The organism is Sporosarcina sp. G11-34, from assembly GCF_026931025.1.
In genome coordinates this window covers 37045-62686 of sequence record NZ_JAHNZW010000006.1, presented here as the reverse complement: position 1 = coordinate 62686, position 25642 = coordinate 37045, and the positions used below count along the sequence as shown (strand labels likewise).

22 protein-coding genes are annotated in these 25642 nt (G+C 41.3%); all 22 read left to right on the top strand.

Going from position 1 to position 25642, the window contains the following annotated elements; genetic code table 11:
* The first annotated feature begins 10 nt into the window (after nucleotides 1-10).
* A complete protein-coding gene (locus tag KSU66_RS09875) occupies nucleotides 11-1159 on the top strand; it encodes a 1-deoxy-D-xylulose-5-phosphate reductoisomerase (protein WP_269051283.1) in 1149 nt (382 codons plus the stop codon).
* Nucleotides 1160-1235: 76 nt separating this feature from the next.
* Nucleotides 1236-2495, top strand: coding sequence for an RIP metalloprotease RseP (rseP, locus tag KSU66_RS09870; RefSeq protein WP_269051282.1), 1260 nt, complete (start codon nucleotides 1236-1238; stop codon nucleotides 2493-2495).
* Between the two features lie 68 nt (nucleotides 2496-2563).
* Nucleotides 2564-4270 (top strand): proline--tRNA ligase, encoded by a 1707-nt coding sequence (locus KSU66_RS09865; RefSeq protein WP_269051281.1) that lies wholly within the window; start codon nucleotides 2564-2566, stop codon nucleotides 4268-4270.
* 75 nt (nucleotides 4271-4345) lie between these two features.
* On the top strand, nucleotides 4346-8668 hold the full coding sequence (locus KSU66_RS09860; protein WP_443028963.1) for a PolC-type DNA polymerase III: 4323 nt from the start codon (nucleotides 4346-4348) through the stop codon (nucleotides 8666-8668).
* Nucleotides 8669-8946: 278 nt separating this feature from the next.
* Complete coding sequence (gene rimP / locus KSU66_RS09855; RefSeq protein ID WP_269051280.1) at nucleotides 8947-9423, top strand: ribosome maturation factor RimP; 477 nt, start codon at nucleotides 8947-8949, stop codon at nucleotides 9421-9423.
* A gap of 22 nt (nucleotides 9424-9445) precedes the next feature.
* Complete coding sequence (gene nusA / locus KSU66_RS09850) at nucleotides 9446-10618, top strand: transcription termination factor NusA (RefSeq protein WP_269051279.1); 1173 nt, start codon at nucleotides 9446-9448, stop codon at nucleotides 10616-10618.
* Between the two features lie 21 nt (nucleotides 10619-10639).
* Nucleotides 10640-10918, top strand: coding sequence for an RNase P modulator RnpM (rnpM, locus tag KSU66_RS09845; protein WP_269051278.1), 279 nt, complete (start codon nucleotides 10640-10642; stop codon nucleotides 10916-10918).
* Nucleotides 10915-11235 (top strand): YlxQ family RNA-binding protein, encoded by a 321-nt coding sequence (locus tag KSU66_RS09840; protein ID WP_269051277.1) that lies wholly within the window; start codon nucleotides 10915-10917, stop codon nucleotides 11233-11235. The genes rnpM and KSU66_RS09840 overlap by 4 nt, the downstream gene beginning before the upstream one ends.
* 4 nt (nucleotides 11236-11239) lie before the next feature.
* Nucleotides 11240-13477 (top strand): translation initiation factor IF-2, encoded by a 2238-nt coding sequence (gene infB / locus KSU66_RS09835; RefSeq protein ID WP_269051276.1) that lies wholly within the window; start codon nucleotides 11240-11242, stop codon nucleotides 13475-13477.
* Nucleotides 13474-13752, top strand: a complete 279-nt coding sequence (locus KSU66_RS09830; protein ID WP_269051275.1) for a DUF503 domain-containing protein — start codon at nucleotides 13474-13476, stop codon at nucleotides 13750-13752. Before infB ends, KSU66_RS09830 begins: the two co-directional genes overlap by 4 nt.
* A 22-nt stretch (nucleotides 13753-13774) precedes the next feature.
* Entirely contained in the window at nucleotides 13775-14125 is a 351-nt protein-coding gene (rbfA, locus tag KSU66_RS09825) for a 30S ribosome-binding factor RbfA (RefSeq protein WP_269051274.1), read from the top strand.
* Between the two features lie 71 nt (nucleotides 14126-14196).
* Entirely contained in the window at nucleotides 14197-15120 is a 924-nt protein-coding gene (gene truB, locus KSU66_RS09820; protein WP_269051273.1) for a tRNA pseudouridine(55) synthase TruB, read from the top strand.
* 1 nt (nucleotide 15121) lies between these two features.
* Nucleotides 15122-16069: a bifunctional riboflavin kinase/FAD synthetase gene (locus tag KSU66_RS09815; protein WP_269051272.1), complete on the top strand. Its 948-nt coding sequence runs from the start codon at nucleotides 15122-15124 to the stop codon at nucleotides 16067-16069.
* A gap of 128 nt (nucleotides 16070-16197) precedes the next feature.
* A complete protein-coding gene (gene rpsO / locus KSU66_RS09810) occupies nucleotides 16198-16467 on the top strand; it encodes a 30S ribosomal protein S15 (protein ID WP_269051271.1) in 270 nt (89 codons plus the stop codon).
* Nucleotides 16468-16609: 142 nt separating this feature from the next.
* Nucleotides 16610-18730, top strand: coding sequence for a polyribonucleotide nucleotidyltransferase (gene pnp / locus KSU66_RS09805; RefSeq protein WP_269051270.1), 2121 nt, complete (start codon nucleotides 16610-16612; stop codon nucleotides 18728-18730).
* Between the two features lie 82 nt (nucleotides 18731-18812).
* Complete coding sequence (locus KSU66_RS09800) at nucleotides 18813-20057, top strand: M16 family metallopeptidase (RefSeq protein WP_269051269.1); 1245 nt, start codon at nucleotides 18813-18815, stop codon at nucleotides 20055-20057.
* A 68-nt stretch (nucleotides 20058-20125) separates the two neighbouring features.
* The gene (locus KSU66_RS09795; protein WP_269051268.1) at nucleotides 20126-20401 is read left to right on the top strand and encodes a YlmC/YmxH family sporulation protein; all 276 of its coding nucleotides are present in this window, start codon (nucleotides 20126-20128) and stop codon (nucleotides 20399-20401) included.
* Nucleotides 20391-21164, top strand: coding sequence for a hypothetical protein (locus KSU66_RS09790; RefSeq protein WP_269051267.1), 774 nt, complete (start codon nucleotides 20391-20393; stop codon nucleotides 21162-21164). The genes KSU66_RS09795 and KSU66_RS09790 overlap by 11 nt, the downstream gene beginning before the upstream one ends.
* A gap of 12 nt (nucleotides 21165-21176) precedes the next feature.
* Nucleotides 21177-21767 (top strand): dipicolinate synthase subunit B, encoded by a 591-nt coding sequence (locus KSU66_RS09785; protein WP_269051266.1) that lies wholly within the window; start codon nucleotides 21177-21179, stop codon nucleotides 21765-21767.
* Nucleotides 21768-21845: 78 nt separating this feature from the next.
* Nucleotides 21846-22868: an aspartate-semialdehyde dehydrogenase gene (locus KSU66_RS09780; protein WP_269051265.1), complete on the top strand. Its 1023-nt coding sequence runs from the start codon at nucleotides 21846-21848 to the stop codon at nucleotides 22866-22868.
* Nucleotides 22869-22947: 79 nt separating this feature from the next.
* Nucleotides 22948-23838: a 4-hydroxy-tetrahydrodipicolinate synthase gene (gene dapA, locus KSU66_RS09775; protein WP_269051264.1), complete on the top strand. Its 891-nt coding sequence runs from the start codon at nucleotides 22948-22950 to the stop codon at nucleotides 23836-23838.
* 108 nt (nucleotides 23839-23946) lie between these two features.
* Nucleotides 23947-25614 (top strand): ribonuclease J, encoded by a 1668-nt coding sequence (locus tag KSU66_RS09770; RefSeq protein ID WP_269051263.1) that lies wholly within the window; start codon nucleotides 23947-23949, stop codon nucleotides 25612-25614.
* The last annotated feature ends 28 nt before the right edge of the window (nucleotides 25615-25642 follow it).

Sequence of the window (25642 nt, the reverse complement as noted above, 5' to 3'; positions counted from 1 at the left end):
GGGTGTTATTTTGAAAAAGAAAATAAGTTTGTTAGGCGCTACGGGCTCCATTGGAACACAAACAATTGATATTATCCAATCGAATCCAGATAAATTCCAACTCGTATCTTTTTCCGCGGGAAAGAATATTGATAAAGTAAGGGAAATTGCTAGCACTTTAAAACCAAAAGTCGTTTCGGTTATTTTACGTGAGGATGCTGCAAAACTGCAGTCCGAATTCCCAGCCATTAAATTCATTTACGGGCATGAAGGACTTATTGAAATTGCAGCACATACAGGTGCGGATGTGGTAGTGAATGCTGTTATTGGTAGTGTTGGTCTTAGGCCAACACTCGAAGCAATCCGTTCAGGTATTACAATAGCAATTGCTAACAAAGAAACGCTTGTCGCGGCTGGGGATATTGTTATTGAAGAAGCGCGTAAATATAACGTTCCTTTACTCCCGGTTGACAGTGAACACTCTGCATTATTCCAAGCGTTGAACGGAGAAAATCCAAAACGCGTATCCAAGTTAATTTTAACGGCATCGGGTGGCAGCTTTAGAGATTTGTCGCGTGAGGAACTTGCTAATGTTACAGTAGCGCAAGCACTTGCACATCCAAACTGGTCAATGGGTAACAAACTAACTATTGATTCGGCAACTATGATGAATAAAGGGCTCGAAGTAATTGAAGCGCATCATCTTTTCGGGATGCCTTACGATGATATCGATGTCTTACTCCATAGAGAGAGCATAATTCATTCAATGGTGGAATTTGAAGATACGAGTGTAATGGCTCAACTAGGTTCTCCCGACATGAGAGTGCCGATCCAATATGCACTTACATATCCCGATCGTATTCCTATGAAAAATGCGAACAGGCTTCGTCTTGAAGAAATAGGACAGTTACATTTTGAAAAAGTCGACTTTGTTCGTTTTAAGGCGTTAGAACTTGCCTATGCAGCCGGAAGGGAAGGCGGAACATTACCAACCGTGATGAATGCCGCAAATGAAATAGCAGTCGGTTTGTTCATGCAAGGGAAAATACCATTTCTTCAAATTGAAGAATTTGTAGAACGTGTAATGAATAATCATGAAACAATTTCAACACCAAACTTTGAGGCGATATTGGAAGCAGATTCAAGAGCTCGAAAAATGGTGTACGCTATGGTAGAATGAATTATTGATTAATTGCGGCTAGATTGAGCCGTTAATGAGTTAAATCCGGCCTTGGGGCCAGTGAGGTGGTTTTATCTTGGAAACCGTATTAGCATTTGTTATTATATTCGGTTCTCTTGTCTTTTTTCATGAATTAGGGCATTTCCTTTTTGCGAAAAGAGCGGGAATTATGGTGCGTGAATTTGCAATTGGATTTGGACCGAAGATTATCGGGATTACTAAAGGTGAAACACTATATACTCTTCGTCTTTTGCCGCTTGGCGGTTATGTTCGAATGGCGGGCGAAGATTTTGATACTGTTGAACTCCAACCGGGATATCGTGTAGGACTTTACCTAGGTACATCAGGTGAAGTTGAGAAAGTCTATTTGAATCGCAACGTTTCAAATCCAGAGGTTATGTTTATAGAAACTGAGTCGTCGGATTTTGAAAAAGAGTTATTCATCGAAGGGTACAATGATGACGGTGAACTTGTTCGCTTTAATGTATCTAGACAAGCGGTCGTAGTAGAAAAAGGGCAAGAAACGATTATCGCTCCATATGACAGGCAGTTTGAATCGAAGTCCGTCGGTAAACGTACAATGACGATTTTCGCGGGTCCTTTGTTTAACTTCATTCTTGCGTTTTTCATATTCATTGCGATTGGGCTTCTTCAAGGAGTACCGACAAACGAGCCAATTATTTCTGAAGTAGTAAGTGAAGGCCCTGCTTTTGCCGCGGGGATGAAACAAGATGATTATGTAAAAGAAGTAAATGGTGTGGGCATTCAGACGTGGACGGAATTTGCGGGTATTATCCAAGAAAATCCAGGCGTTCCATTGGAATTTGAAGTAGAACGTGGCGGCGAACTAGTTAGGATTGAAGTCGTCCCAGACACGCTTGAAGAAGCCGGAAGAAAGTTTGGCCAAATTGGTGTACGTTATACGAGTCCGGTTGAAAAAGGTCCGTTAAAAGCCATTGCATTCGGTGCTGAACAGACTGTAGTTTGGTTTGGAAGGATATTTGAATTACTTGGCATGCTCGTTACCGGGAAATTTACAATCGATGCTTTATCGGGACCGGTAGGAATCTATAAAGCAACCGAGGAAGTTGCCCAATATGGTATATTCAATTTAATGAATTGGGCAGCAATATTAAGCATTAACCTCGGCATTATGAACTTGTTGCCTCTTCCCGCGCTTGATGGTGGAAGATTATTGTTTTTCTTGTTTGAAGCAATACGTGGCAAACCGATCGACAAGAGAAAAGAAGGAATGATCCATTTTGTCGGGATTGCGCTTCTTATGCTTCTTATGCTTGTCGTCACTTGGAACGACATACAACGGTTTTTCTTCTAGTCAAGAAACGAACGAGAAGATTAGACGATTCGAATCTATATAATAACTGACATGGGGTGGAAAGAAATATGAAACAATCACTAACATTTATACCTACAATGCGAGAAGTACCTTCCGATGCAGAAATCAGATCACATCAGCTTCTGCTTCGCGCAGGGTTTATTCGTCAAAATACAAGCGGAGTTTATTCATATCTTCCACTAGGAAAAAAAGTACTCGACAACATCGAGGGTATTATTAAAGAAGAAATGGAAGCAATTGATGCATTTGAGGTATTTATGCCTGCATTGCAACAAGCGGAGCTTTGGAAGGAAACCGAAAGATGGTTTTCTTACGGACCCGAACTCTTCCGTGTGAAAGATCGTCACGGAAGAGAATTTGCCCTTGGCGCGACACATGAAGAAGTGATTACATCTCTTCTACGTGACGAAGTGAAATCATATAAAAAGCTCCCTATGACTCTTTACCAAATCCAAACAAAGTTCAGGGATGAACAACGTCCTCGTTTCGGTCTATTACGTGGTCGCGAATTCATTATGAAAGATGCATACTCTTTCCACGCAACAGAAGAAAGTCTTGACGAAAAGTATATGGAAATGAAACAAGCATATACAAATATCTTTACAAGGCTAGGACTTGACTTCCGTTCAGTTATTGCAGATGGCGGTACAATTGGTGGTACAGACACTCATGAATTTATGGCGCTGTCCGAAATTGGGGAAGACACAATCGCTTATAGTGATACATCGTCCTATGCTGCTAACATTGAAATGGCCGAAGTAAATGCAAACTACGAAAAGTCCGATGAACCATTAAAAGAAATGGAAAAAGTCGCTACACCTGATCAAAAGACAATCGAAGAAGTAGCAACATTTTTAAATGTTGAAGCAGTAGATTGCATAAAAACACTTATTTTCCAGGTAGATGAAAAACTAGTTGCAGTCCTTTGCCGAGGCGACCATGAAATCAATGACATTAAACTAAAAAATGCACTCGATGCAACGACTGTAGAATTTGCATATGAAGGAGATGTCTTACAATTACTTTCTTGTGAAGTGGGTTCAATAGGTCCTGTACAGCTTCCATTGGACTTGCAAGTAATTGCTGACCACTCGGTAGCTTCTGTTGTTAACGGCGTCTGTGGTGCGAATGAGGATGGATATCATCTAACGAACGTCAATCCTGAGCGGGATTTTGCGGTTGACCAGTATGCCGATCTTCGTTTTATTCAAGAAGGCGATCTTACACCAGATGGTGAAGGAACTGTTAAATTTGCAAGAGGGATTGAAGTAGGACATATCTTTAAACTTGGAACAACATATAGCGAACCGATGCAGGGCACATTCCTCGATGAAAACGGTAGGTCAAAGCCGTATTTGATGGGTTGTTACGGAATTGGTGTATCGCGTATTATGGCGGCTGTCGCAGAACAGTTTAACGATGAAAGCGGCTTGAAATGGCCGAAAAACCTTGCGCCTTTCAATATTCATTTAGTTGCTGTGAATATGAAAGATGAAAAACAAAAAGAACTTGCGGATGAATTGTATAAACTTTTAAAATCGTATCGATTCGAAGTGCTTTACGATGATCGGGCAGAACGGGCAGGAGTTAAATTTGCGGATTCAGATTTAATTGGTTTACCAATAAGAATAACAATCGGTAAAAAAGCTTCGGAAGGAATCGTTGAAGTGAAATTCCGCGAATCAGGCGAGTCAACTGAATGGCCGAAAGAAGAAATTACTGAAAAATTACAAGCATTTTTCGGAGCTGAATAACAAGAAGAAAGGAAGGAAGGAAGGCCGATTATCGGTACTTCTTTTCTTTTTCTTTATTGAGAAAGGTGGATACTCTTGGATCAGATGAATGACGGGAAGATGAAATTGCACTTATTGCTTCAGCAAATTGATTTGACGGAAGATCAATTTGTTCGTTTTTTTGAAGGTGCTTCTTTAGAAAGAGTAAGCATACATCGGAAATCACGCGTATGGCAATTTAATTTGAAGCTAACAAAATTACTTCCAATAGAAATCTACAAAACATTTACACAGCGGGTAAACGAGGCATTTGCAGCAATTGCAACCATTCGTTTAGAAATAGTCTGTGAGGATACAGTAGCAGATGCAGAAAGTTATGGGCAATATTGGCCAATTGTCATCGAGGAAATTAGTGGTATGTCACCTCCGATTCGTGAATTGCTTACGAATCAGCAACCGATGATGACCGGTGGAAAAATGGTCTTACTTTGCACAAATGATATAGAGCTTCAAACGATGAAAGGAAAATATGGGAACCTCATATCAGACGTGTATACATCGTTTGGATTTTCAAAACCGTTTGTTGAATTTACGTTAACCGAAGAAAATAGCGGTGCAGAAGAAGCACGTATGGCATTCTTGGCACAACGACTCGTTGAAGAAGAAGAATACGCTAAAAAGGCATTGGCAGATATGAAAAAACGAGAAACAGATCGGAAAGAAAGCAACATCCCTTCCGGACCATTTCAATTGGGCACACCTATTAAAAACGATGAACCAATCATGGAAATCCGCGATATTCAAGATGAAGAGCGCCGGGTAACGATTGAAGGCTTTGTATTTGCAGCGGAAGTGAGAGAATTGCGTAGCGGTCGATCCATTCTGACGATTAAAGTAACGGATTACACGGATTCAATTCTTGTGAAAATGTTCTCACGTGATAACGAAGATGCGGAACTTATGAAGACGTTGAAAAAAGGGGCTTGGGTCCGAGCGCGCGGAGGCATTCAAAACGATACGTTTGTACGTGATTTAACGATGATGGCACAGGATATTATGGAAGTTGCGCCTATTATCAGGCAAGACAAAGCGCCTGAAGATAGAAAACGGATTGAACTTCATGCACATACGACGATGAGTCAAATGGATGCTGTTGTTTCTGCATCTGCACTTGTTGAACAAGCCGCTAAATGGGGTCACCCCGCGATTGCAATAACAGACCATGCAAACGTTCAAGCATTTCCCGATGCGTACTCGACAGGGAAAAAGCTTGGTGTAAAAGTTATTTTTGGCATGGAGGCAAACCTTGTCGATGACGGTGTGCCGATTGCTTACAATGAACAGCACCGAAAACTCGAAGACGATACATATGTCGTATTTGACGTAGAAACGACGGGGCTCTCAGCTGTTTACAATACGATTATTGAACTCGCCGCAGTGAAGATAAAAGATGGTGAAGTAATTGATACGTTCGAACGATTTTCAAATCCGGGGTATCCAATATCCGCACTTATTACTAAGTTGACTGGCATTACAGATGGGACGGTAAAGGATGCACCACCAGTGGCGGAAGTTGTAAAAGATTTTAGCGACTGGATTGGTGATTCAATCCTTGTTGCCCATAACGCATCTTTTGACATGGGTTTCTTATACGAAGCACTTAAGCAAGCAAATTTACCAGTTGCAGCTTATCCGGTTATCGATACGTTGGAACTTGCCCGTTTACTACATCCGGAAATGGGAAATCATCGACTGAATACATTAGCCAAGAAATATAATATTGATCTTACCCAACATCACCGCGCCATTTATGATGCGGAAGCAACGGGTCATCTATTTTTACGTTTGCTAAGTGAAGCAGAAGAAAAAGGAATCATTTATTTAGATGATTTCAATAAACATATTGGCGGAGGGGACACGTACAAAAGGGCAAGACCTACACATTGTACACTTCTTGCAACGGATAATGAAGGATTGAAAAATTTATTTAAGCTTGTTTCTTATTCTCATATGAATTATTTTTACAGAGTTCCACGTATCCCGAGGTCCTTGCTTACTAAATATCGAAAAGGATTACTTGTCGGTTCTGGATGTGACAATGGGGAAGTATTTAATGGACTGATGCAAAAATCGCCCGAGGAAGTTGAAGCAATCGCGAAGTTTTACGATTATATTGAAATTCATCCGAAATCAGTTTATGGACATCTTATCGAAATGGAATTGATTCGTGATGAATGGAGTATGGAAGACATCATGAGAAAGGTCTTGAAACTGGGGAAAAAAGTAGGTATCCCGGTTTGTGCAACAGGGAACGTCCATTATATAGATAAAAACGATGCGAAATTCCGTAAAGTGCTTGTTCGTTCGCAAGGTGGAGCGAATCCGCTGAACAGACATGCTTTACCTGAGGTGCATTTCCGCACAACAGACGAAATGCTTGAAGAGTTCTCATTCCTTGGGGAAGATGTCGCGGAAGAGATTGTCATCGATAATCCACGTGCAATATTAGAACGAATTGGTGACGTGAAACCGATAAAAGATGATTTATATACACCTAAAATTGAAGGTGCGGAAGAGGAAGTAAAAGAATTAACGTATTCGATGGCACACCAATTGTACGGTGAGGAACTACCAGAAATCGTTACCGCACGTATTGAAAAAGAACTGACGTCCATTATTGGGAACGGTTTTTCGGTTGTTTACCTTATTTCCCATAAGCTCGTCAAACGTTCTCTCGATGACGGTTATCTAGTTGGTTCCAGGGGATCTGTTGGCTCCTCATTCGTTGCAACGATGATGGAAATTACGGAAGTAAATCCATTACCACCGCATTATATTTGTCCGTCTTGTAAGGCTGTAGAGTTTTTCACGGATGGATCTGTTAGTTCAGGCTACGACCTTCCAGACAAACAGTGCCCTGCTTGCGGAGAAACATTCAAAAAAGAAGGCCAAGATATTCCCTTCGAAACGTTCCTAGGCTTCGAAGGAGATAAGGTTCCTGATATCGATCTCAATTTCAGCGGAGATTATCAGGCGAAAGCGCATAATTATACGAAAGATCTTTTTGGTGAGGAGTTTGTTTACAGAGCGGGAACGATTGGTACGGTTGCTGAAAGAACGGCCTATGGATATGTGCGGGGATATATGAATGATAACGGATTGACTTTGCGTGGTGCGGAAATCGACCGACTTGTTCTAGGATGTTCCGGCGTGAAACGAAATACCGGGCAACACCCCGGCGGAATTATTGTTGTTCCGGATACAATGGATATATTCGACTTTACGCCCATTCAGTTTCCTGCGAACGATTTGAACTCGGTTTGGATGACGACTCATTTTGACTTCCATTCCATTGAAAATAACTTATTGAAGCTAGATATTCTCGGTCACGATGACCCGACGATGATTAAAATGCTTGAGGACTTATCAGGTATTGATGCGCTGACGATTCCACCGGATGACAAAGGAGTTATGGAATTGTTTAGTGGTACAACTTCGCTTGGCGTGACTCCCGAACAAATAGGCTGTAAAACAGGTACGTTAGGTGTTCCAGAGTTCGGTACACGGTTCGTACGTCAAATGTTGGAAGAGACGAAACCATCCACGTTTTCGGAGCTCATTCAGATTTCAGGACTGTCCCATGGGACGGACGTTTGGCTTGGTAATGCACAGGAATTAATTAAGAATAAAACATGTGAACTATCCGATGTAATCGGTTGTCGTGATGACATAATGGTTTATCTAATCTATCAAGGGTTAAAACCTTCCATGGCATTTAGCATCATGGAATCTGTCCGACGTGGTCGTGGACTGTCACCCGAGTTTGAAGCAGAAATGAAAGCTGAAGGTGTGCCGAATTGGTATATCGAATCTTGTAAGAAGATTAAGTACATGTTCCCGAAGGCGCATGCTGCTGCTTATGTATTAATGGCATTACGTATCGCATATTTTAAAGTGCATCATCCAATTCTTTATTATTCGGCTTACTTTTCGATTCGTGCTTCGGACTTCGATCTTCTTGCGATGACTCAAGGTTCTGCAACGATTCGCGCGCAGATTAACGAAATCAATGCAAAAGGATTGGAAGCTTCACCGAAGGAAAAGAACTTGCTTACAGTTCTTGAAATCTCGTTGGAAATGTGTGAGCGTGGATTTACATTTGCCAAGCCAGACCTTTACAAATCCGATGCAACGACATTTATTATTGAAGGGAACTCACTTATTCCACCATTCAATTCAATTCCATCACTTGGCACAAACGTTGCGAATTCTATTGTTGAAGCACGGAAAGACGGAGAGTTTTTGTCTAAAGAGGATTTCCAACAACGTGGACGTGTTTCGAAGACTGTTGTTGAGTATATGGATACGCTTGGATGTCTCGAAGGTATGCCCGACGCAAACCAACTTTCACTTTTTTAAGGATGTGTTCAATAGTACTTCTAGCGCATTGTTTGCAACGAAGTTTAGCGTATGTTATGATGGGAACAACTTTTGTAATAGTCTTGCGCAGAGAGAGTGGGATTTCCCGCTCTTTTCTGTTGTTCTGTAGTGTTTTTAACTTCGTTTAACCTTTTGCTAATTGGAGTTAAAGCCAAGGCCGATGCCCAGATTTTTTGAAGAATTAATCGTGCAAGCTAGAAAAAATCGAGGCGCAATTACGCCAAGGCGCATTTGAATGTGATTTTGGGAGGGATAAGATGAGTAATGTTACGGAAGTCGTTGAAGAGCTCGTCAGTCCGATTGTTAACGATTTGGAACTGCTGCTAGTCGATGTTGAGTTTGTAAAAGAAGGCAGTGATTGGTTTCTTCGTGTTTATATCGATACACCAAAAGGGGATATCGATATCGACCAATGTGCTCTTGTAAGTGAAAAACTAAGTGAAGAACTGGACCGTGTGGATCCAATCACACAAAACTATTTTCTTGAAGTATCTTCACCTGGCGCAGAAAGACCGCTTAAAAATGAAGTTGACTTTCAAAATGCGATTGGTCAATACGTCTTTATTAAAACGTATGCGCCAATTGACGGTATGAAAGAATTCGAAGGGTATTTGATTACCTATGGTCCGGACGGGGCAGAAGTTGAAGTGCGTATTAAAACAAGAAAAATTACTGTCTTAATAGACAAAGAGAAGATTGCACTTGCACGTTTGGCAATTGATTTTTCTGCATAATTGAATATAGGAGTGATTAAACATGAGTAGTGATCTACTCGATGCACTAATAGCCCTTGAAAAGCAAAAAGGCATTTCTAGAGAAGTGTTAACCGATGCAATTGAAGCGGCGTTAGTGACAGCGTATAAACGGAATTTTAACCAAGCACAAAACGTTCGAGTTGACTTGAATTTGGATAAAGGATCCATGAAAGTCTATTCACGTAAAGATGTCGTTGAAGAAGTAGAAGACGATCGTCTACAAATATCACTTGAAAATGCACACGTTATTAATCCGGCATATGAGTTGGCTGATATCGTTGAAGAAGAAGTAACACCTAGAGATTTCGGTCGAATCGCAGCACAAACTGCAAAACAAGTTGTTACACAACGAGTACGCGAAGCTGAACGTGGCATGATTTACGAAGAATACGTCGATAGAGAAGATGATATTGTCAATGGTATCGTCGAGCGCTTGGATGCACGTAACTTATATGTAGGTCTTGGAAAAGTCGAAGCGGTTCTACCAGTTGGCGAACAAATTCAGACTGAAACTTTCAAACCACATGATCGCATCAAAGTATATATTACGAAAGTTGAACGCACATCGCGAGGACCACAAGTGTTTGTTTCGAGAACACATCCCGGTCTTCTTCGCAGATTGTTTGAAATGGAAGTTCCTGAAATCTTTGAAGGCATCGTTGAAATTAAAACGATTGCTCGTGAAGCTGGAGACCGTTCGAAAATTTCAGTTTACACGAATAACGAAGATGTCGACCCGATTGGTTCATGTGTTGGAGCAAGAGGTGCACGCGTCCAATCGATTTCTGACGAACTAAATGGTGAAAAAGTGGACATCGTTGAATGGTCTGAAGACCCAATGGAATTTGTTGCAAATGCACTTAGCCCATCGAAAGTTCTTGATGTTCAGGTGAGTGAAGATGAACGGTCGACAACAGTTGTTGTACCCGATTATCAACTATCACTTGCAATCGGAAAGCGTGGACAAAACGCAAGACTTGCTGCCAAATTAACGGGTTGGAAAATCGACATTAAAAGTGAAACAGATGCGCGCGAACTTGGCATTTATCCTCCAGCCTATCAAGAGTCGGCAAACGATTCGCTAGTCGAAGAGGATTTACACTATGAAGAAGTCGAAACTTTAACTGGTTCTGAAAACGAACCGATTGACTTGTATTCTGACGACGAAGTCTAAGGTGTGAAAGGATGAGCATACATGACAAAGATGAAGAAAGTTCCGTTACGTAAATGCGCTGCTACGGGTGAAATGTTTCCGAAAAAAGAAATGATTCGTATCGTTCGGCCGAAAGACGGAGAAATTTCAGTCGATCTCACTGGAAAGAAATCTGGCCGTGGGACGTATGTGTCCAAATCCGAGGAGGCGGTCGAAACTGCACGTCGAAATCGTTCAATTGAAAGTCAGCTTGGAACGGCTGTACCTGATCAGGTATATGAAGATCTTCTTCACGCGGTTCGACGGGAAGCCCTAAAATGAAAAATTCTAAGCAAATATTGCAGTTGCTTGGGATGGCGACACGTGCACGAATGATTGTAACTGGTGAAGAACTAACGATACGTGAAGTTCGTAATGGCAACGCGCATCTAGTTGTAGTAGCAGAGGATGCATCTGCCAATACATTGAAAAAAATTAATGATAAATGTACTTTTTTTAACGTTGAGAAGCATGTTTTTGGAAGCCGAGATGATTTAGGGCATGCCATTGGAAAAGAATCGCGAGTGGTACTTGCGGTCACGGACGCCGGGTTTTCCGGTAAATTGTCCGAGCTCCTCAACGAATATAACCGGGGGTGAGCTAATGACGAAAATACGTGTACATGAATACGCGAAAAAAGTGAATCGATCAACTAAAGAAGTAATCGAAGAGCTTGGGAAGTTTAATGTTGAAGTGGCGAATCATATGTCAACGATAGATACAGAAGCAATTTCAAAGCTTGATAAATCATTTGCTAGTAATAAAGGTGCGCAAGTAGCGCCGAAAGCGAATACAGGAAAAAGCGCTCCAAAAAGCACTAGACCAGCGCAAAGCAGCCAAAACCGTCCTGCACAATCTAAACCAGCTACAACTGGACAGCGTCCTGCACAGTCAACGCAAGGCACTACGCAACGTCCAGCTCAAGCAACGGGAGGGGCACCAACTACTCAAGGTCGCCCAGCAGCACGTCCACAAGGCGGAGGCCCGAATCGTCGCGGTGGTCGTCCACCCGCACGAGGCATTAACCAAGGTAGAAGAAGATACCGTCCGGCTGCAGTTCCAAAAGTAGAAGGACCACTACCGGAAAAAATTACATTCTATGAATCGCTTTCTGTAGCGGAACTAGGGAAAAAACTAGGTCGCGAGCCTTCAGGAATTATTAAAAAGTTATTTATGCTTGGTGTTATGGCAACAATAAACCAAGAACTCGATAAAGATGCAATCGAACTAATCTGTGCGGAATACGGTGTTGAAGTCGAAGAAGAAATTCGCATCGACAGAACAGATCTTGAAACGTATTTCGGAGAAAATGAAGAAGAGTCAGAAGCTGGAAAAATTGAACGTCCACCTGTCGTTACAATTATGGGGCACGTTGACCACGGTAAAACGACTCTTCTTGACTCAATTCGAAATACGAAAGTAACACAAGGTGAAGCAGGCGGTATTACACAACATATTGGTGCGTACCAAATCGAAGAGAACGGCAAAAAGATTACGTTCCTAGATACACCAGGTCACGCGGCATTCACAACGATGCGTGCACGAGGTGCAAGTATTACAGACATTACAATCCTTGTTGTTGCAGCGGATGATGGTGTTATGCCACAAACAATTGAAGCGATTAGCCATGCGAAAGCAGCGGAAGTTCCAATTATTGTAGCTGTCAACAAAATGGATAAGCCTTCAGCAAATCCAGACCGTGTCATGCAAGAACTTACGGAACATGGGCTGGTAGCAGAAGCATGGGGCGGCGACGCAATTTTCGTTCCGATTTCTGCATTGAAAGGTGAAGGTATTAAAGAGTTGCTTGAAATGGTTCTACTTGTAGCTGAAGTAGCAGAGTTGAAAGCTAACCCAGACATCCTTGCACGTGGTTCAGTTATTGAAGCACAGCTTGACAAAGGTCGCGGTTCTGCTGCAACACTTCTTGTACAAGACGGTACGCTTAAAGTAGGCGATCCAATTGTTGTTGGTAATACATTTGGCCGTGTTCGTGCAATGATTAGCGATATCGGACGTCGTGTGAAAGAAGCCGGTCCATCTACTCCTGTAGAAATTACTGGACTAAGTGATGTACCACAAGCTGGGGATCGTTTTGTTGTCTTTAAAGATGAGAAAACAGCGCGTCAAATCGGTGAATCTAGAGCTGGAGAAGCCATTCAAGAACAACGTGGGGAGAAAACAAGAGTTACACTAGATAACTTGTTTGAACAAATGAGCCAAGGCGAAATGAAAGAATTGAAACTCATTGTTAAAGCGGACGTACAAGGTACGGTTGAAGCAATGGCGGCATCTCTTATGAAGATTGAAGTTGAAGGTGTCAACGTTAAGATTATTCATACGGGTGCTGGTGCGATTAACGAATCGGATATCTCGCTTGCGGCTGCATCGAACGCGATTGTCATCGGATTTAACGTTCGTCCAGATGTCAATGCAAGACGCGCAGCAGAAGAAGAAGGCGTCGATATTAGACAACACCGCGTTATTTATAAAGTGATCGAAGAAATTGAATCAGCGATGAAAGGCATGCTTGATCCTGAATTCGAAGAAAAAGTGATTGGGCAAGTCGAAGTGCGCGAGACGTTTAAAGTTTCGAAAATCGGTACTATTGCCGGAAGTTATGTAACTGAAGGTAAAATTACTCGTGATTCAGGCGTTCGTGTAATTCGCGATCATATCGTTATTTTCGAAGGCGAACTTGATACGTTGAAACGATTCAAAGACGACGCAAAAGAAGTTGCAAGAGGTTATGAGTGTGGAATCACAATCAAAAACTTCAATGACATCCAAGAAGGCGATGTTATAGAAGCATATATCATGGAAGAAGTTAAAAGAGTATGATTGTTTACGCGGAATGTACATTTTTCATTCCGATGGTCGCTTCATTAAAAGAGAAACGTTCGGTTTTGAAACGAATGACAGATCGAACAAAAAACTCTTATAATGTCTCGATTGCTGAAATCGATCATCAGGATCTTTGGCAGCGTACGACAATTGCACTCGTAGCAACAGCCTCATCAAAAGATGCGGCTGAACGAGAAGTAAGACGTGCAATCCGATTTCTAGAATCCAATCCAGAATGGGAAATGTCCGATCTTACGCTTGATTATTACTGATACGGAATCGGGGTGACCATCCATGTCAAAACGCGTAAATCGTGTTGCAGAACAAATGAAAAAAGAACTAGGAGATATCATCCTTCAAAAGGTGAAAGACCCTAGAATCGGCTTTGTCACTGTGACAGACGTCGAAGTGACTGGCGACCTTCAAGAGGCTACAATCTATATTTCTGTTCTTGGAAGTGATAGAGAGAAAGAAGATACACTTAAAGGGCTGTCGAAAGCTAAAGGATTTATCCGAACAGAAATTGGGCAACGAATAAGACTTCGTAAAACGCCCGAGATTGAATTCAAATTTGACGAATCCGTAGCATACGGAAGTCGAATTGAATCTTTACTTACTCAAGTAAAAAATGAGCATAAAGAATAAAACAATATGGGAAGTCGGTGTCCGAAAGGACTTTCCGACTTCCTTTGTTTACATATAAAAGGAGTTTTCAAATGGATGGAATACTTCCCCTATGGAAAGAAAAAGGAATGACATCACATGACTGCGTATTCAAGTTGCGCAAAATTCTAGGAACGAAAAAAGTAGGTCATACAGGCACACTTGATCCGAGCGTAGAAGGTGTTTTGCCAATATGTATCGGACAGGCAACAAAAGTGGCAGAGTATATTACAAATCAAGGGAAAGAATATGTAGCCGTTATTTCAATTGGCACGGCGACAGAAACCGAAGATGCTGACGGTGCAATCGTTGAATCGGATTTGTCCGAAAAACGGTTCGATTGTTCACAAATCGAAAAAGTACTAAAACAATTAACAGGTGAAATCACACAAATACCACCGATGTATTCAGCGGTAAAAGTGAATGGTCGTAAATTGTACGAGTATGCTAGGAAAGGTCAAACAGTGGAAAGACCTGAACGAACGGTCAGTATCCATGAACTTGAATTGCTTAATCCTGAAGAAGTGTATGAAGGAACTGAAATTACATTTCAACTCCGTATTGCTTGTGGCAAAGGAACGTATATCCGTACGCTTGCCGTGCAAATTGGGGAGTTACTTGGATTTCCTGCACATATGGCTTCACTTGTTCGTACAGCTTCAGGAACATACAGACAACCCGACTGCCGTACGCTTGCAGAAGTTAAGGACTTAAAAGAGAATGGAATGATTTCAACAATTTTACATCCGCTAGAAGATGCGCTTACTGAGTTCCCAACCGTTGAAATTGAGGAAGAGATGTATGCTAAAATAGAAAATGGACAAGTGTTACCCGAACATCCAATTCTTCATGATGAAGAATCAGTTGTATTTACAAGGGAAAGCAAAGCAATTGCAATTTACAGGAGACATCCTTCAAAGCCTAACCTCATGAAGCCCGAGAAGATGTTTCCTTTGAACATGGTAAGGGGGAACTGAGTTGGAAATTTACAAATTGCATTATCCAGAAAATGTTGAAGTGGATACGGATGAACAGTATTCACTTGCAATCGGTTTTTTTGACGGATTACATAAAGGTCATTATGCCGTCATTTCTGAAGCAAAAAGAAAAGCGGAAGAACTGGGAATACGTTCCGCAGTCATGACGTTTGACCCGCATCCATCCCATCTTTTTGGCGACGGAAAAAACAAAGTAGGTTATATTACGCAGTACCCCGAAAAAGTTAGGTTACTTCGTTCAATGGGCATTGATACGCTGTTCGTCGTTACATTTGACTGGTCGCTTGCGTCACTTACACCTGAGCAATTTGTTGATGTGTTCATGAAAGGACTTAACGTCAAACATGTTACTGCTGGATTTGATTTTTCGTTTGGTTCAAAAGGATCAGGTACAATGAAAGATATGGCTTCCTTGGCAGAAGGCCTTTATGGAACAACAATTGTTGAAAAAGTAATCGATGAGGATGAGAAGGTTTCATCGACTCGCATTCGAAAATTGCTTTCGGAAGGCAATGTAGAGGAAACTGCATTGCTACTAAACAGGCCATTCCGAACAATTGGAACGGTCGTGCACGGAGAGAAAAGAGGGCGACTTCTTGGGTTTCCAACGGCCAATATTTTACCGGATACGAATACAATCTTACCTGCCAACGGCGTATACGCGGTCCGTTTTATCGTGGAAGACAAGATATATGACGGTGTGTGCAGTGTCGGTGTAAAACCTACATTCCATAGTGAAGGGGCAATTCAGGCAGTTGTCGAAGTCAATGTCATTGATTTTGATGGTGACTTATACGATAAAGAGGCGGCTGTTGAATGGATTGGGCATATACGGACGGAAGAAAAGTTCGATTCTGTGGAAGCACTCATTGAACAAATGGTAAAAGACAAAAATAGCGCAAAAGAGATGCTGGCAGTACATCACTGATTGTTGCAATTCAAAAATGGGCATGGTATTATAAAAAAGTGCCGATGTGCACGAACCATTCCTTGGCAAGACGAGTCACCAACGTTTGCTCGGGAATAGGGGATATTTTGAAATAGGAGGTGAAAAGGATGGCTATTACACAAGAACGCAAACACGAATTGATCAACGAATTCAAAGTTCACGAAACCGATACTGGATCAGCAGATATTCAGATCGCTATCCTTACTGAAGAGATCAATAACCTGAACACTCATCTATCGACTCATAAGAAAGACCACCACTCACGTCGTGGACTTTTGAAAATGATCGGAACACGCCGTAGACTTCTTAGATACTTGCGTGAAAATGAAGTTCAACGTTACCGTGATCTTATTACTAAACTAGGCTTACGCCGTTAATAAGATGACATTTGAAAGCGGGCCTTGCCCGCTTTTTCTTTTTGAAATGAAATACTTCGCATCAATAAGCTATTTTTGATACACTATTATTAATACATATAACGTATACAGTCCAGGCTGGAATATGGAGAGGGGTTCAATAATGACAGAGCAAAAAAAGACTTACACACTCGATTGGGCAGGTAGGCAGTTAATTGTCGAAACTGGTCAATTTGCGAAGCAAGCAAACGGTGCTGTGCTCGTACGATACGGTGATTCAACTGTACTTTCAACTGCAACAGCTTCAAAAAATTCAAGAGGTCTCGACTTTTTCCCTTTAACAGTGAATTATGAAGAGCGTCTTTACGCAGTAGGTAAAATTCCCGGAGGTTTCATTAAACGTGAGGGACGTCCATCTGAAAAAGCAGTGTTGACAAGTCGTCTAATTGACCGTCCGATTCGTCCTTTATTTGCGGATGGATTCCGTAATGATGTACAAGTCATTTCACTCGTATTATCAATGGACCAAGACAGCTCATCTGAAATGGCTGCTATGATTGGATCTTCTTTAGCGCTATCGGTTTCAGATATTCCGTTTGAAGGGCCGATTGCAGGTGTTCAAATTGGTCAAGTTGACGGTGAATTTGTTATTAACCCGACACAAGCACAAATGGCGAAAAGTGATTTAGATCTTATTGTTGCGGGAACAAAAGACGCAATTAATATGGTTGAAGCGGGAGCATCTGAAGTAACTGAAGATGTTATTTTAGAAGCAATTATGTTTGGTCATAACGAAATTATTCGTCTTGTCGAGTTCCAAGAAAAAATTGTTGCAGAAATCGGTAAAGAAAAGATGGATATCGCACTTTTCGTACCAGATGAAGCATTAGTAGCTGAGATTAAAGAAAGCTCAGAAACGAAGCTTATCGATGCAATCCAAACGAAAGAAAAACTAGCACGCGAAGAAGCAATCAATGCTGTGAAAAATGAAGTGATTGAGCATTACACAGAAAACGAAGCAGATGAAGTTACTATGAAGCAAGTTAAAACGATTTTGGGTAATATGGTGAAAGAGGAAGTACGTCGCCTTATTTCAGACGAAAAAGTTCGTCCAGATGGCCGTAGCCCAGAAGAAATTCGTCCACTTGAATCACATGTAAGCCTCTTACCGAGAGCGCATGGTTCAGGTCTATTTACACGCGGCCAAACACAAACACTTAGCGTTTGTACTTTAGGTGCGCTTGGCGAAGCGCAAATAATCGACGGTCTTGGATTGGAGGAATCACGCCGATTTATGCACCATTATAACTTCCCGAATTTCAGCGTAGGAGAAACAGGTCCTATTCGTGGACCAGGTCGACGCGAAATTGGTCACGGTGCACTAGGAGAGCGCGCACTTGTAGCAGTTCTTCCAGATGAAACAGAATTCCCATACACGATTCGTCTAGTAGCAGAAGTACTTGAATCGAATGGTTCGTCTTCACAAGCATCTATTTGTTCATCGACGATGGCAATGTTGGATGCTGGTGTTCCATTAAAAGCACCAGTAGCAGGTATTGCAATGGGACTTGTGAAAAAAGGCGAAAACTACTCAATCTTGTCAGATATCCAAGGAATGGAAGACGCGCTTGGCGACATGGACTTTAAAGTAGCAGGTACTGCAAAAGGGATTACAGCACTTCAAATGGATATTAAAGTTGATGGCCTATCACGTCAAATCCTTGAAGAATCACTTGCGCAAGCGAAAATCGGACGTATGCATATTCTTGAGCATATGAATTCGGTAATCGAAGGACCACGCGAAAAACTATCTGAATACGCACCGAAAATTATTATGATTACGATTAATCCAGACAAAATCCGCGATGTTATCGGACCTGGTGGAAAAGTAATTAACAAAATCATTGAAGAAACAAATGTTAAAATCGACACAGAGCAAGATGGTACGATTTACATTTCTTCACCTAATAATGCGATGAATGAAAAAGCGAAAAGCATGATTGAAAACATTGTTCGCGAAGCAAAAGTCGGCGAATATTACATGGCGAAAGTAAAACGAATTGAGAAATTCGGTGCATTCCTTGAAATTTTCCCAGGAAAAGATGGATTGCTTCATATTTCTGAAATTGCAGAAGAACGTACAAAAGCAGTTGAGGACGTTATGAAAATGGACGACGAACTATTCGTCAAAGTAATTGAAATCGACAATCAAGGCCGTGTGAACCTTTCAAGAAAAGTAGTTCTAATTGAAGAGAAAAAAGCGGCGGAACAAGAAGGAAAATAAAAATGTATGAACAAAACCAAAAGCCTCTTCTTCACTTTATGTGAAAAAAGGGGCTTTTTGTTCTTTGAAGGGGAATAGTGAGATGATACAGAGACAGATATGTGGAAATGGCGTCAGAATTGTTCATGAAAAGATGCCTTATGTTCGTTCAGTAGCGATTGGAATATGGATTGAAGCAGGCTCGTCTAATGAGCAGGAATCGGAAAGTGGAATCGCTCATTTTATTGAACATATGCTTTTTAAAGGGACCAAAACGAGAAGTGCCCGTACAATTGCGGAGGAGTTCGATCGTATCGGTGGGGATATGAACGCATTTACATCGAAAGAGACGACGTGCTTTTATGCGACTGTGTTAAACAACCATGCACAAAAAGCATTTACAATACTAGGAGATATGTTTTTCAACTCCGTATTTGATGAAGAAGAAATTAGTAAAGAAAGATCTGTTGTTCTTGACGAAATTGCTTCAGTAGAAGACACACCGGACGATGATGTGGAAGAAAGACTTTGGGCGTTAATGTATCCCAGGCATCCGATAGGTAGGCCCGTGTTAGGAAAAGAAGAAACAATTGAGACATTCACTAAAGAGACAATACGTACATTTATGAATCGTATGTACCGACCTGAAAATATCGTCATATCAATTGCTGGAAATTATGACGACGACCTAATTCGTCTTATTGAAGAGGTATTCGGTTCATTCAAATCTGGGGAAAAAGAGAAAGAACCCATTTTAGAAATACCTGAATTTCATCCAGGTGTATCCATAAAAGAAAAGGATATTGAGCAGGCTCATGTATGTATAGGTTTTCCAGGACTAGCTCTTCAAGATAAACGGTTGTATGATATGGCTGTGTTGGACAGCGTATTAGGTGGGGCGATGTCCTCTCGATTATTTCAAGAGATTCGGGAAGAACGGGGTCTTGCATACTCGGTTTATTCATCTTATTCATCCTATAAAAGTTCGGGGGCATTTGTGATTTACGGTGGAACGGCTCCCGAGAAAACGGAGGAATTATACGGTACAATTAACGCTATAATTGATTCGGTACAGAAAAAGGGACTAACCAAAAACGAAATTTATAATGCCAAAGAGCAGTTAAAAGGTGGTTTTCTACTTGGACTTGAAAGTTCAGAATCGAGAATGCATCGCAATGGAAGTAATGAATTAACGTTAAATAAACATCAAACAATCGACGAAGTAGTTTCCCTTATTGACCAAGTGAATTTGGTGGAAACCCATCAATTGGCGGTTGAAGTTTTTAATAATAAACCAGCGATTTCCGTTATCGCACCAGAAGCTGTCTGCAAACACATTAAGTTCTAACTGTGTTTGTAGTCAGTTTTTCTATTTCTATTCATATAATGAGGAAAAGAGATGAAAGGGGAATGGCAATGCTACTTTCAGAACTTGCTCAAAAGGAGCTCATTCAAGTGGAGGATGGAATTCGATACGGCTTGCTCGCAGATACGGATCTTATTTTCAATGGAAAAACTGGGGACATCATTGGTTTTGAAATTAAGAAGAAGTTTGGCCGATTTTCATTTAAGAACCGTCAGGAGCAGTCAGATGAATTTATACCTTGGGAAGAAATTGTGCTAATCGGCGAACATCGAATTTTGTTTGGAAAGACTGGAACAATGGATGAGGTAGATGCAGATGAACGATAATCGATGGGTTTTTATCGGGGCGGATAAAAGAATATCTGCGTGTAGCGAAAATATGGCTGCGCGTGGTTATGAATGTAACTATTTCTATGGAGATTCTTATACAGAAGAGTTGAAGGAAATGATTAAAAGGTTCTCTCCTAAACATCTTGTATTTCCTATCCTTCAGTTGAAAAATACGCTCCCACTCGAACTATTGGAAGAGGGAATGCATGTCTACGTCGGTGTCACGTCTAAAGAATGGCTAACTCCCTTTGAAGAATCCGGTGTTCATGTTCATCATTATTTACAAGACGAACAATTCATTTGGCGTAATGCAAGGTTAACGGCGGAAGCGTTTATAACCGAATATCATTTAAGTACAAAGGGTTTGATAGCGGGGAGACATTTCTACGTTGCGGGCTTTGGAAAAGTCGGTAAAATGGTTGCCGAAGTATTGTCGTCGCTCGGTGCAGAAATAACGATTGTCGCACGTTCGAATAGTCAACTTGGTGAGGCATCAGCGTATCGATACGACGCGTTAAGAATTACAGATACCTTTACACTAAAAGAGGGGTGTTTGGTCAATACAATCCCGGCAAAGTGGCTTTCACAGCCAAGTGATTCACGACTCCGCATCTTCGATTTAGCATCAGCTCCTGGTTGCCTAAGGGATAACCCAGCGACTGAATACTATACAATACTCCCTGGACTTCCGGGGAAACATTTTCCGGTTGACGCGGCTGCTGCATTGGCAGACGCGCTCGATCGAATCTATCGAAGATGAAAGGGGAAGTTCATGCTACAAGGAAAGCGAATAGGTCTTGGCATTACGGCCTCCCATTGCACATATGAGGAGATTATCCCAGTTATAAACTCACTGAAAAAAGCTGGTGCTACCGTTGTACCTGTTATCACCCATTCTGTTTTAACCGCTGCTACGAGATTTGGAACGGGAGAAGAGTGGATTAGTAGAATTGAAGAAGCAACAGGCGAAAAAGTGATTTCAACGATTGTCGGTGCAGAGCCATTCGGTCCCAAAACACCTGTTGATATTATGATTATTGCGCCGATGACGGGGAACTCACTTAGCCGGTTTGCAAATGCGGCGACGGACTCACCCGTCTTAATGGGGGCAAAAGCAACTTTGCGTAACGGGAGCCCGGTCCTGCTTGGAATCTCGACAAACGACGCACTAGGTTTAAATGGAGCGAATATCATAAAGTTATTGAACATGAAAAATGTTTTCTTTATACCATTTGGACAGGATGACCCATTCAAGAAACCAAACTCGCTTATATCGGACTTTTCGTTAATGGTACCCGCTGCGGCGGCTGCACTTGAGAAAAAACAACTTCAACCACTTTTGATTATTCACGACAAAAAGTGAACATTTAGATACAATGTACGTGTCCATATGATATAATTTTCCCAATACTACTGCTTAAGTGCTGAAAGGGAGATTTATATGAATACTGTTAATGTTGCAATTGTTGGTGCGACGGGGGCTGTTGGAACAAAAATTTTAGAAAAGCTACTTGAACGTAAATTCCCGGCGAAGTCTATTAAACTACTTGCTTCAAAAAGATCTGAAGGAATTGAAATTTCAGCGCATGGTCAGAAGTTTATAGTCGAAGAAACCGTTCCAGAATCATTTGATGGTATTGATATTGCATTTTTTAGCGCAGGAGGAAACATTTCAAAAATGTTTGCAAGTGAAGCCGTAGCTAGAGGTGCAGTTGTTATTGATAATACAAGTGCTTTCCGTATGGTAGAAGACATTCCTCTCGTTGTGCCAGAAGTCAATCCCAAATCACTAGCCAATCATAAAGGGATTATTGCAAATCCAAACTGTTCGACAATTCAAATGGTTACAGCGCTTGAACCAATCCGAGAAAAATTGGGGTTGAAAAGGGTTATCGTTTCAACATACCAAGCGGTTTCGGGAGCGGGAGTAGAAGCAATTGAGGAGCTTGAAAATCAAAGCAATCAGTTCGAAACTCGTGCAACGAATGAAGCTGCGCTGTTGCCAACGGGCGCGGGAGAACGTTTCTATCCAATCGCATTCAATGCAATCCCACAAATTGACGCATTCGATTCTTCTGGGTACACACTCGAAGAGCTAAAAATGATAAATGAAACAAAGAAAATATTTGAAAATAAAGATTTACATGTTTCTGCAACTTGCGTTCGCATCCCTGTTGTTTCAGGTCATTCCGAGTCAATTTATTTTGAAATTGACACAGAAGGAACGACAGTTGAAGATTTGAAAAAATTATTGGAAAATGCACCAGGGATTGTCCTTCAAGATGATCCGGCACAGCAATCTTATCCAATGCCGTTGTTTGCAGAGGGAGTAGATGATGTATTTGTCGGTCGGATTCGAAAAGATCCTGATCATCCTACTGGTTTCCATATGTGGGTCGTAACAGATAATTTACTAAAAGGCGCGGCGCTGAATTCAGTGCAAATTGCAGAACACCTAATTTAATTCAGCGGAGGTTCAACCTCCCGCTGAATTAAATTAATGCCTTCGGCGCGATTGATTTTATTAATGAGGAGCGATAAGAATGGAACTTGGACGTGTTTCTACAGCGATGGTGACTCCTTTTTCATCTACGGGTGCTATCGACTATGATAAAACAGAAAAACTAATCGAACATTTAATTGCAAATGGGACGGATTCGTTAATAGTTAGCGGAACGACTGGAGAATCTCCTACGTTAACAGCAGAAGAGACAGCGCCGCTTCTTTCATTTACGGTTGAAACAGTGAACAAGCGTATTCCAGTTATTGCTGGAACAGGTACGAATTCAACCGCAGAATCCGTATTACTTACACAATCGGCTGTAAAAATGGGTGTCGATGGAATAATGCTCGTGACGCCTTATTACAATAAACCTGATCAGAAAGGGATGTACGCGCATTTTTCCCATATAGCAGGAGAAACTTCTTTACCTGTACTTCTGTATAATATTCCAGGTCGTTCAATCGTCAATATGCTTCCAGAAACAACTATTGAGCTATCAAAAATCAAGAATATTCGTGCTGTGAAAGAAGCGAGCGGAGATCTTGAGCAGATGGCAGCTATCATATCAGGAACAGATGAAGGTTTTGCTGTCTATAGTGGGGATGATTCGTTGACGCTTCCGCTACTTTCAATTGGGGGTAACGGAATCATATCAGTTGCGGCACATGCCGTAGGAAACGACATACAGAAAATGATCGCCTCTTTTAAAGAAGGTAGAAACGCCGAGGCGGCAGCTATGCATCGTGCGCTTGTTCCGTTGTTCCAAGCTATGTTTGCCGCGCCGAATCCAGTTCCTGTAAAGTATGCTTTGAATAAAATCGGTGTTGATGTAGGCGGTGTAAGACTGCCATTAGTTGCATATGAAAATCAGAATACTGATTTCGATAAAGTATGGAAAACATACGAAGAAAACCGTCATATTTTTGGTTAAAAAAAGCCGGAATCGATTTCCGGCTTTTTTTGTTTGTACAGGAAGGTTTTGTCCCGTATAATGAAACATAGTCGTTAGGAACGGGAATTGGAAATAGGAGGAAACAATGTGTCAAAAACTAAAAATGAATTAATTCGAATTATCCCTCTCGGTGGAGTAGGGGAAATAGGTAAAGCGATGTACGTAGTTGAAATTGATGAAGAATTATTTATTGTAGATAGTGGACTGATGTTCCCGGAAGGGGAAATGCTTGGAATTGATATTGTTATTCCAGACATTTCTTACATCGAAGAAAATAAAGAGCGTGTAAAAGGGATTTTCTTAACGCATGGTCATGAAGATGCGATTGGTTCGATTGCTTACTTGTTACAAAAAGTACAAGCACCCGTATACGGATCCAAGCTAACAATTGCGCTAGCAAAAGAACATTTAAAAGAAATGCCAGCACCACCAGGGATCAAGTTTTTTGAAGTGACAAACAAAAGTCGGATGAATTTTGAACGGACACATGTAACTTTTTTCAACACGACGCATAGTATCCCCGATTCGCTTGGAATTGTTTTTAATACGAGTGAGGGTGCCATTGTTCACACAGGAGAATTTAAGTTTGACCAAGCAGCTAAAGGTAAGTATCGTCCAGATATTGCGAAAATGGCTGCACTTGGTGAGCAAGGTGTCTTTATCTTAATGTCAGATTCATCTGAAGCAGAACGACCTGGCTACACGACGTCGGAATCAGTCATCGAAACGCATTTGTCGAAAACGTTCCACAGTGCAGAAGGTAGAATTCTTGTTGCTCTTTATGCGTCAAACTTCATACGAATTCAGCAAGTTTTTGATACCGCTGTTGAATCAGGTAAAAAAGTAGCGGTCGTTGGAAAAAGTTTAGAAAGTTATTTTGAAGTAGGTATGAGACTGGGGTATTTAACAATTGAAGATGACATTGTTATTCCAGTCCAAGATATTGATAAATATGACGACGAAAAAGTTGTTATTATTGTGACAGGTAACAAAGGGGAGCCACTAGATGCGCTCGCTAAAATTGTTCGCAAGCACCATAATGATATTCGTATTAAAGAAACGGACACGGTACTAATAACATTTACACCATCACCTGGTATGGAAGTTGAAATGAACCAAACGATGAACGATCTTGCACAAGCTGGGGCATCTGTCCTTACTTCAAGCAGAAAAGTTCACGTTTCGGGTCATGGTAGCCAGGAAGACTTGAAGCTTATGCTGAACTTAATGCAACCTAAATATTTTATACCTATTCAAGGTGAATACCGTATGCTGATTGCCCATTCGAAACTCGCGCAGCAAACTGGCGTTCCGAAAACAAGTGTCTTCATCGCAGATAAAGGCGATATTGTTGAATATAATAAAAACAAAATGCGCATGAGCGGGCGGGTTCAAGCGGGTAATATTCTTATCGATGGAATTGGTGTTGGCGACGTTGGCAACATTGTGCTACGTGACCGAAAGCTTCTATCCCAAGATGGTATATTCACTGTTGTTGTTACATTGAATCGCAAACAGAAACGCATCGCTTCGGGACCTGAAATTGTTTCAAGGGGATTTGTTTATGTTCGTGAATCGGAAGAACTTTTAGAAGAGTCTACGAAGCTCGTTCGAAAAATTGTTGAAAAGCATGTGAATAAAAAATCATTTGATTGGACAAACATAAAGCAAGAGATTCGCGACACGCTAAGCTCATACTTGTACCAACAAACGAAAAGAAGACCGATGATTATCCCAATTATTATGGAATATTGATAATAGTACCGCTTCGAAGGATTTCCTT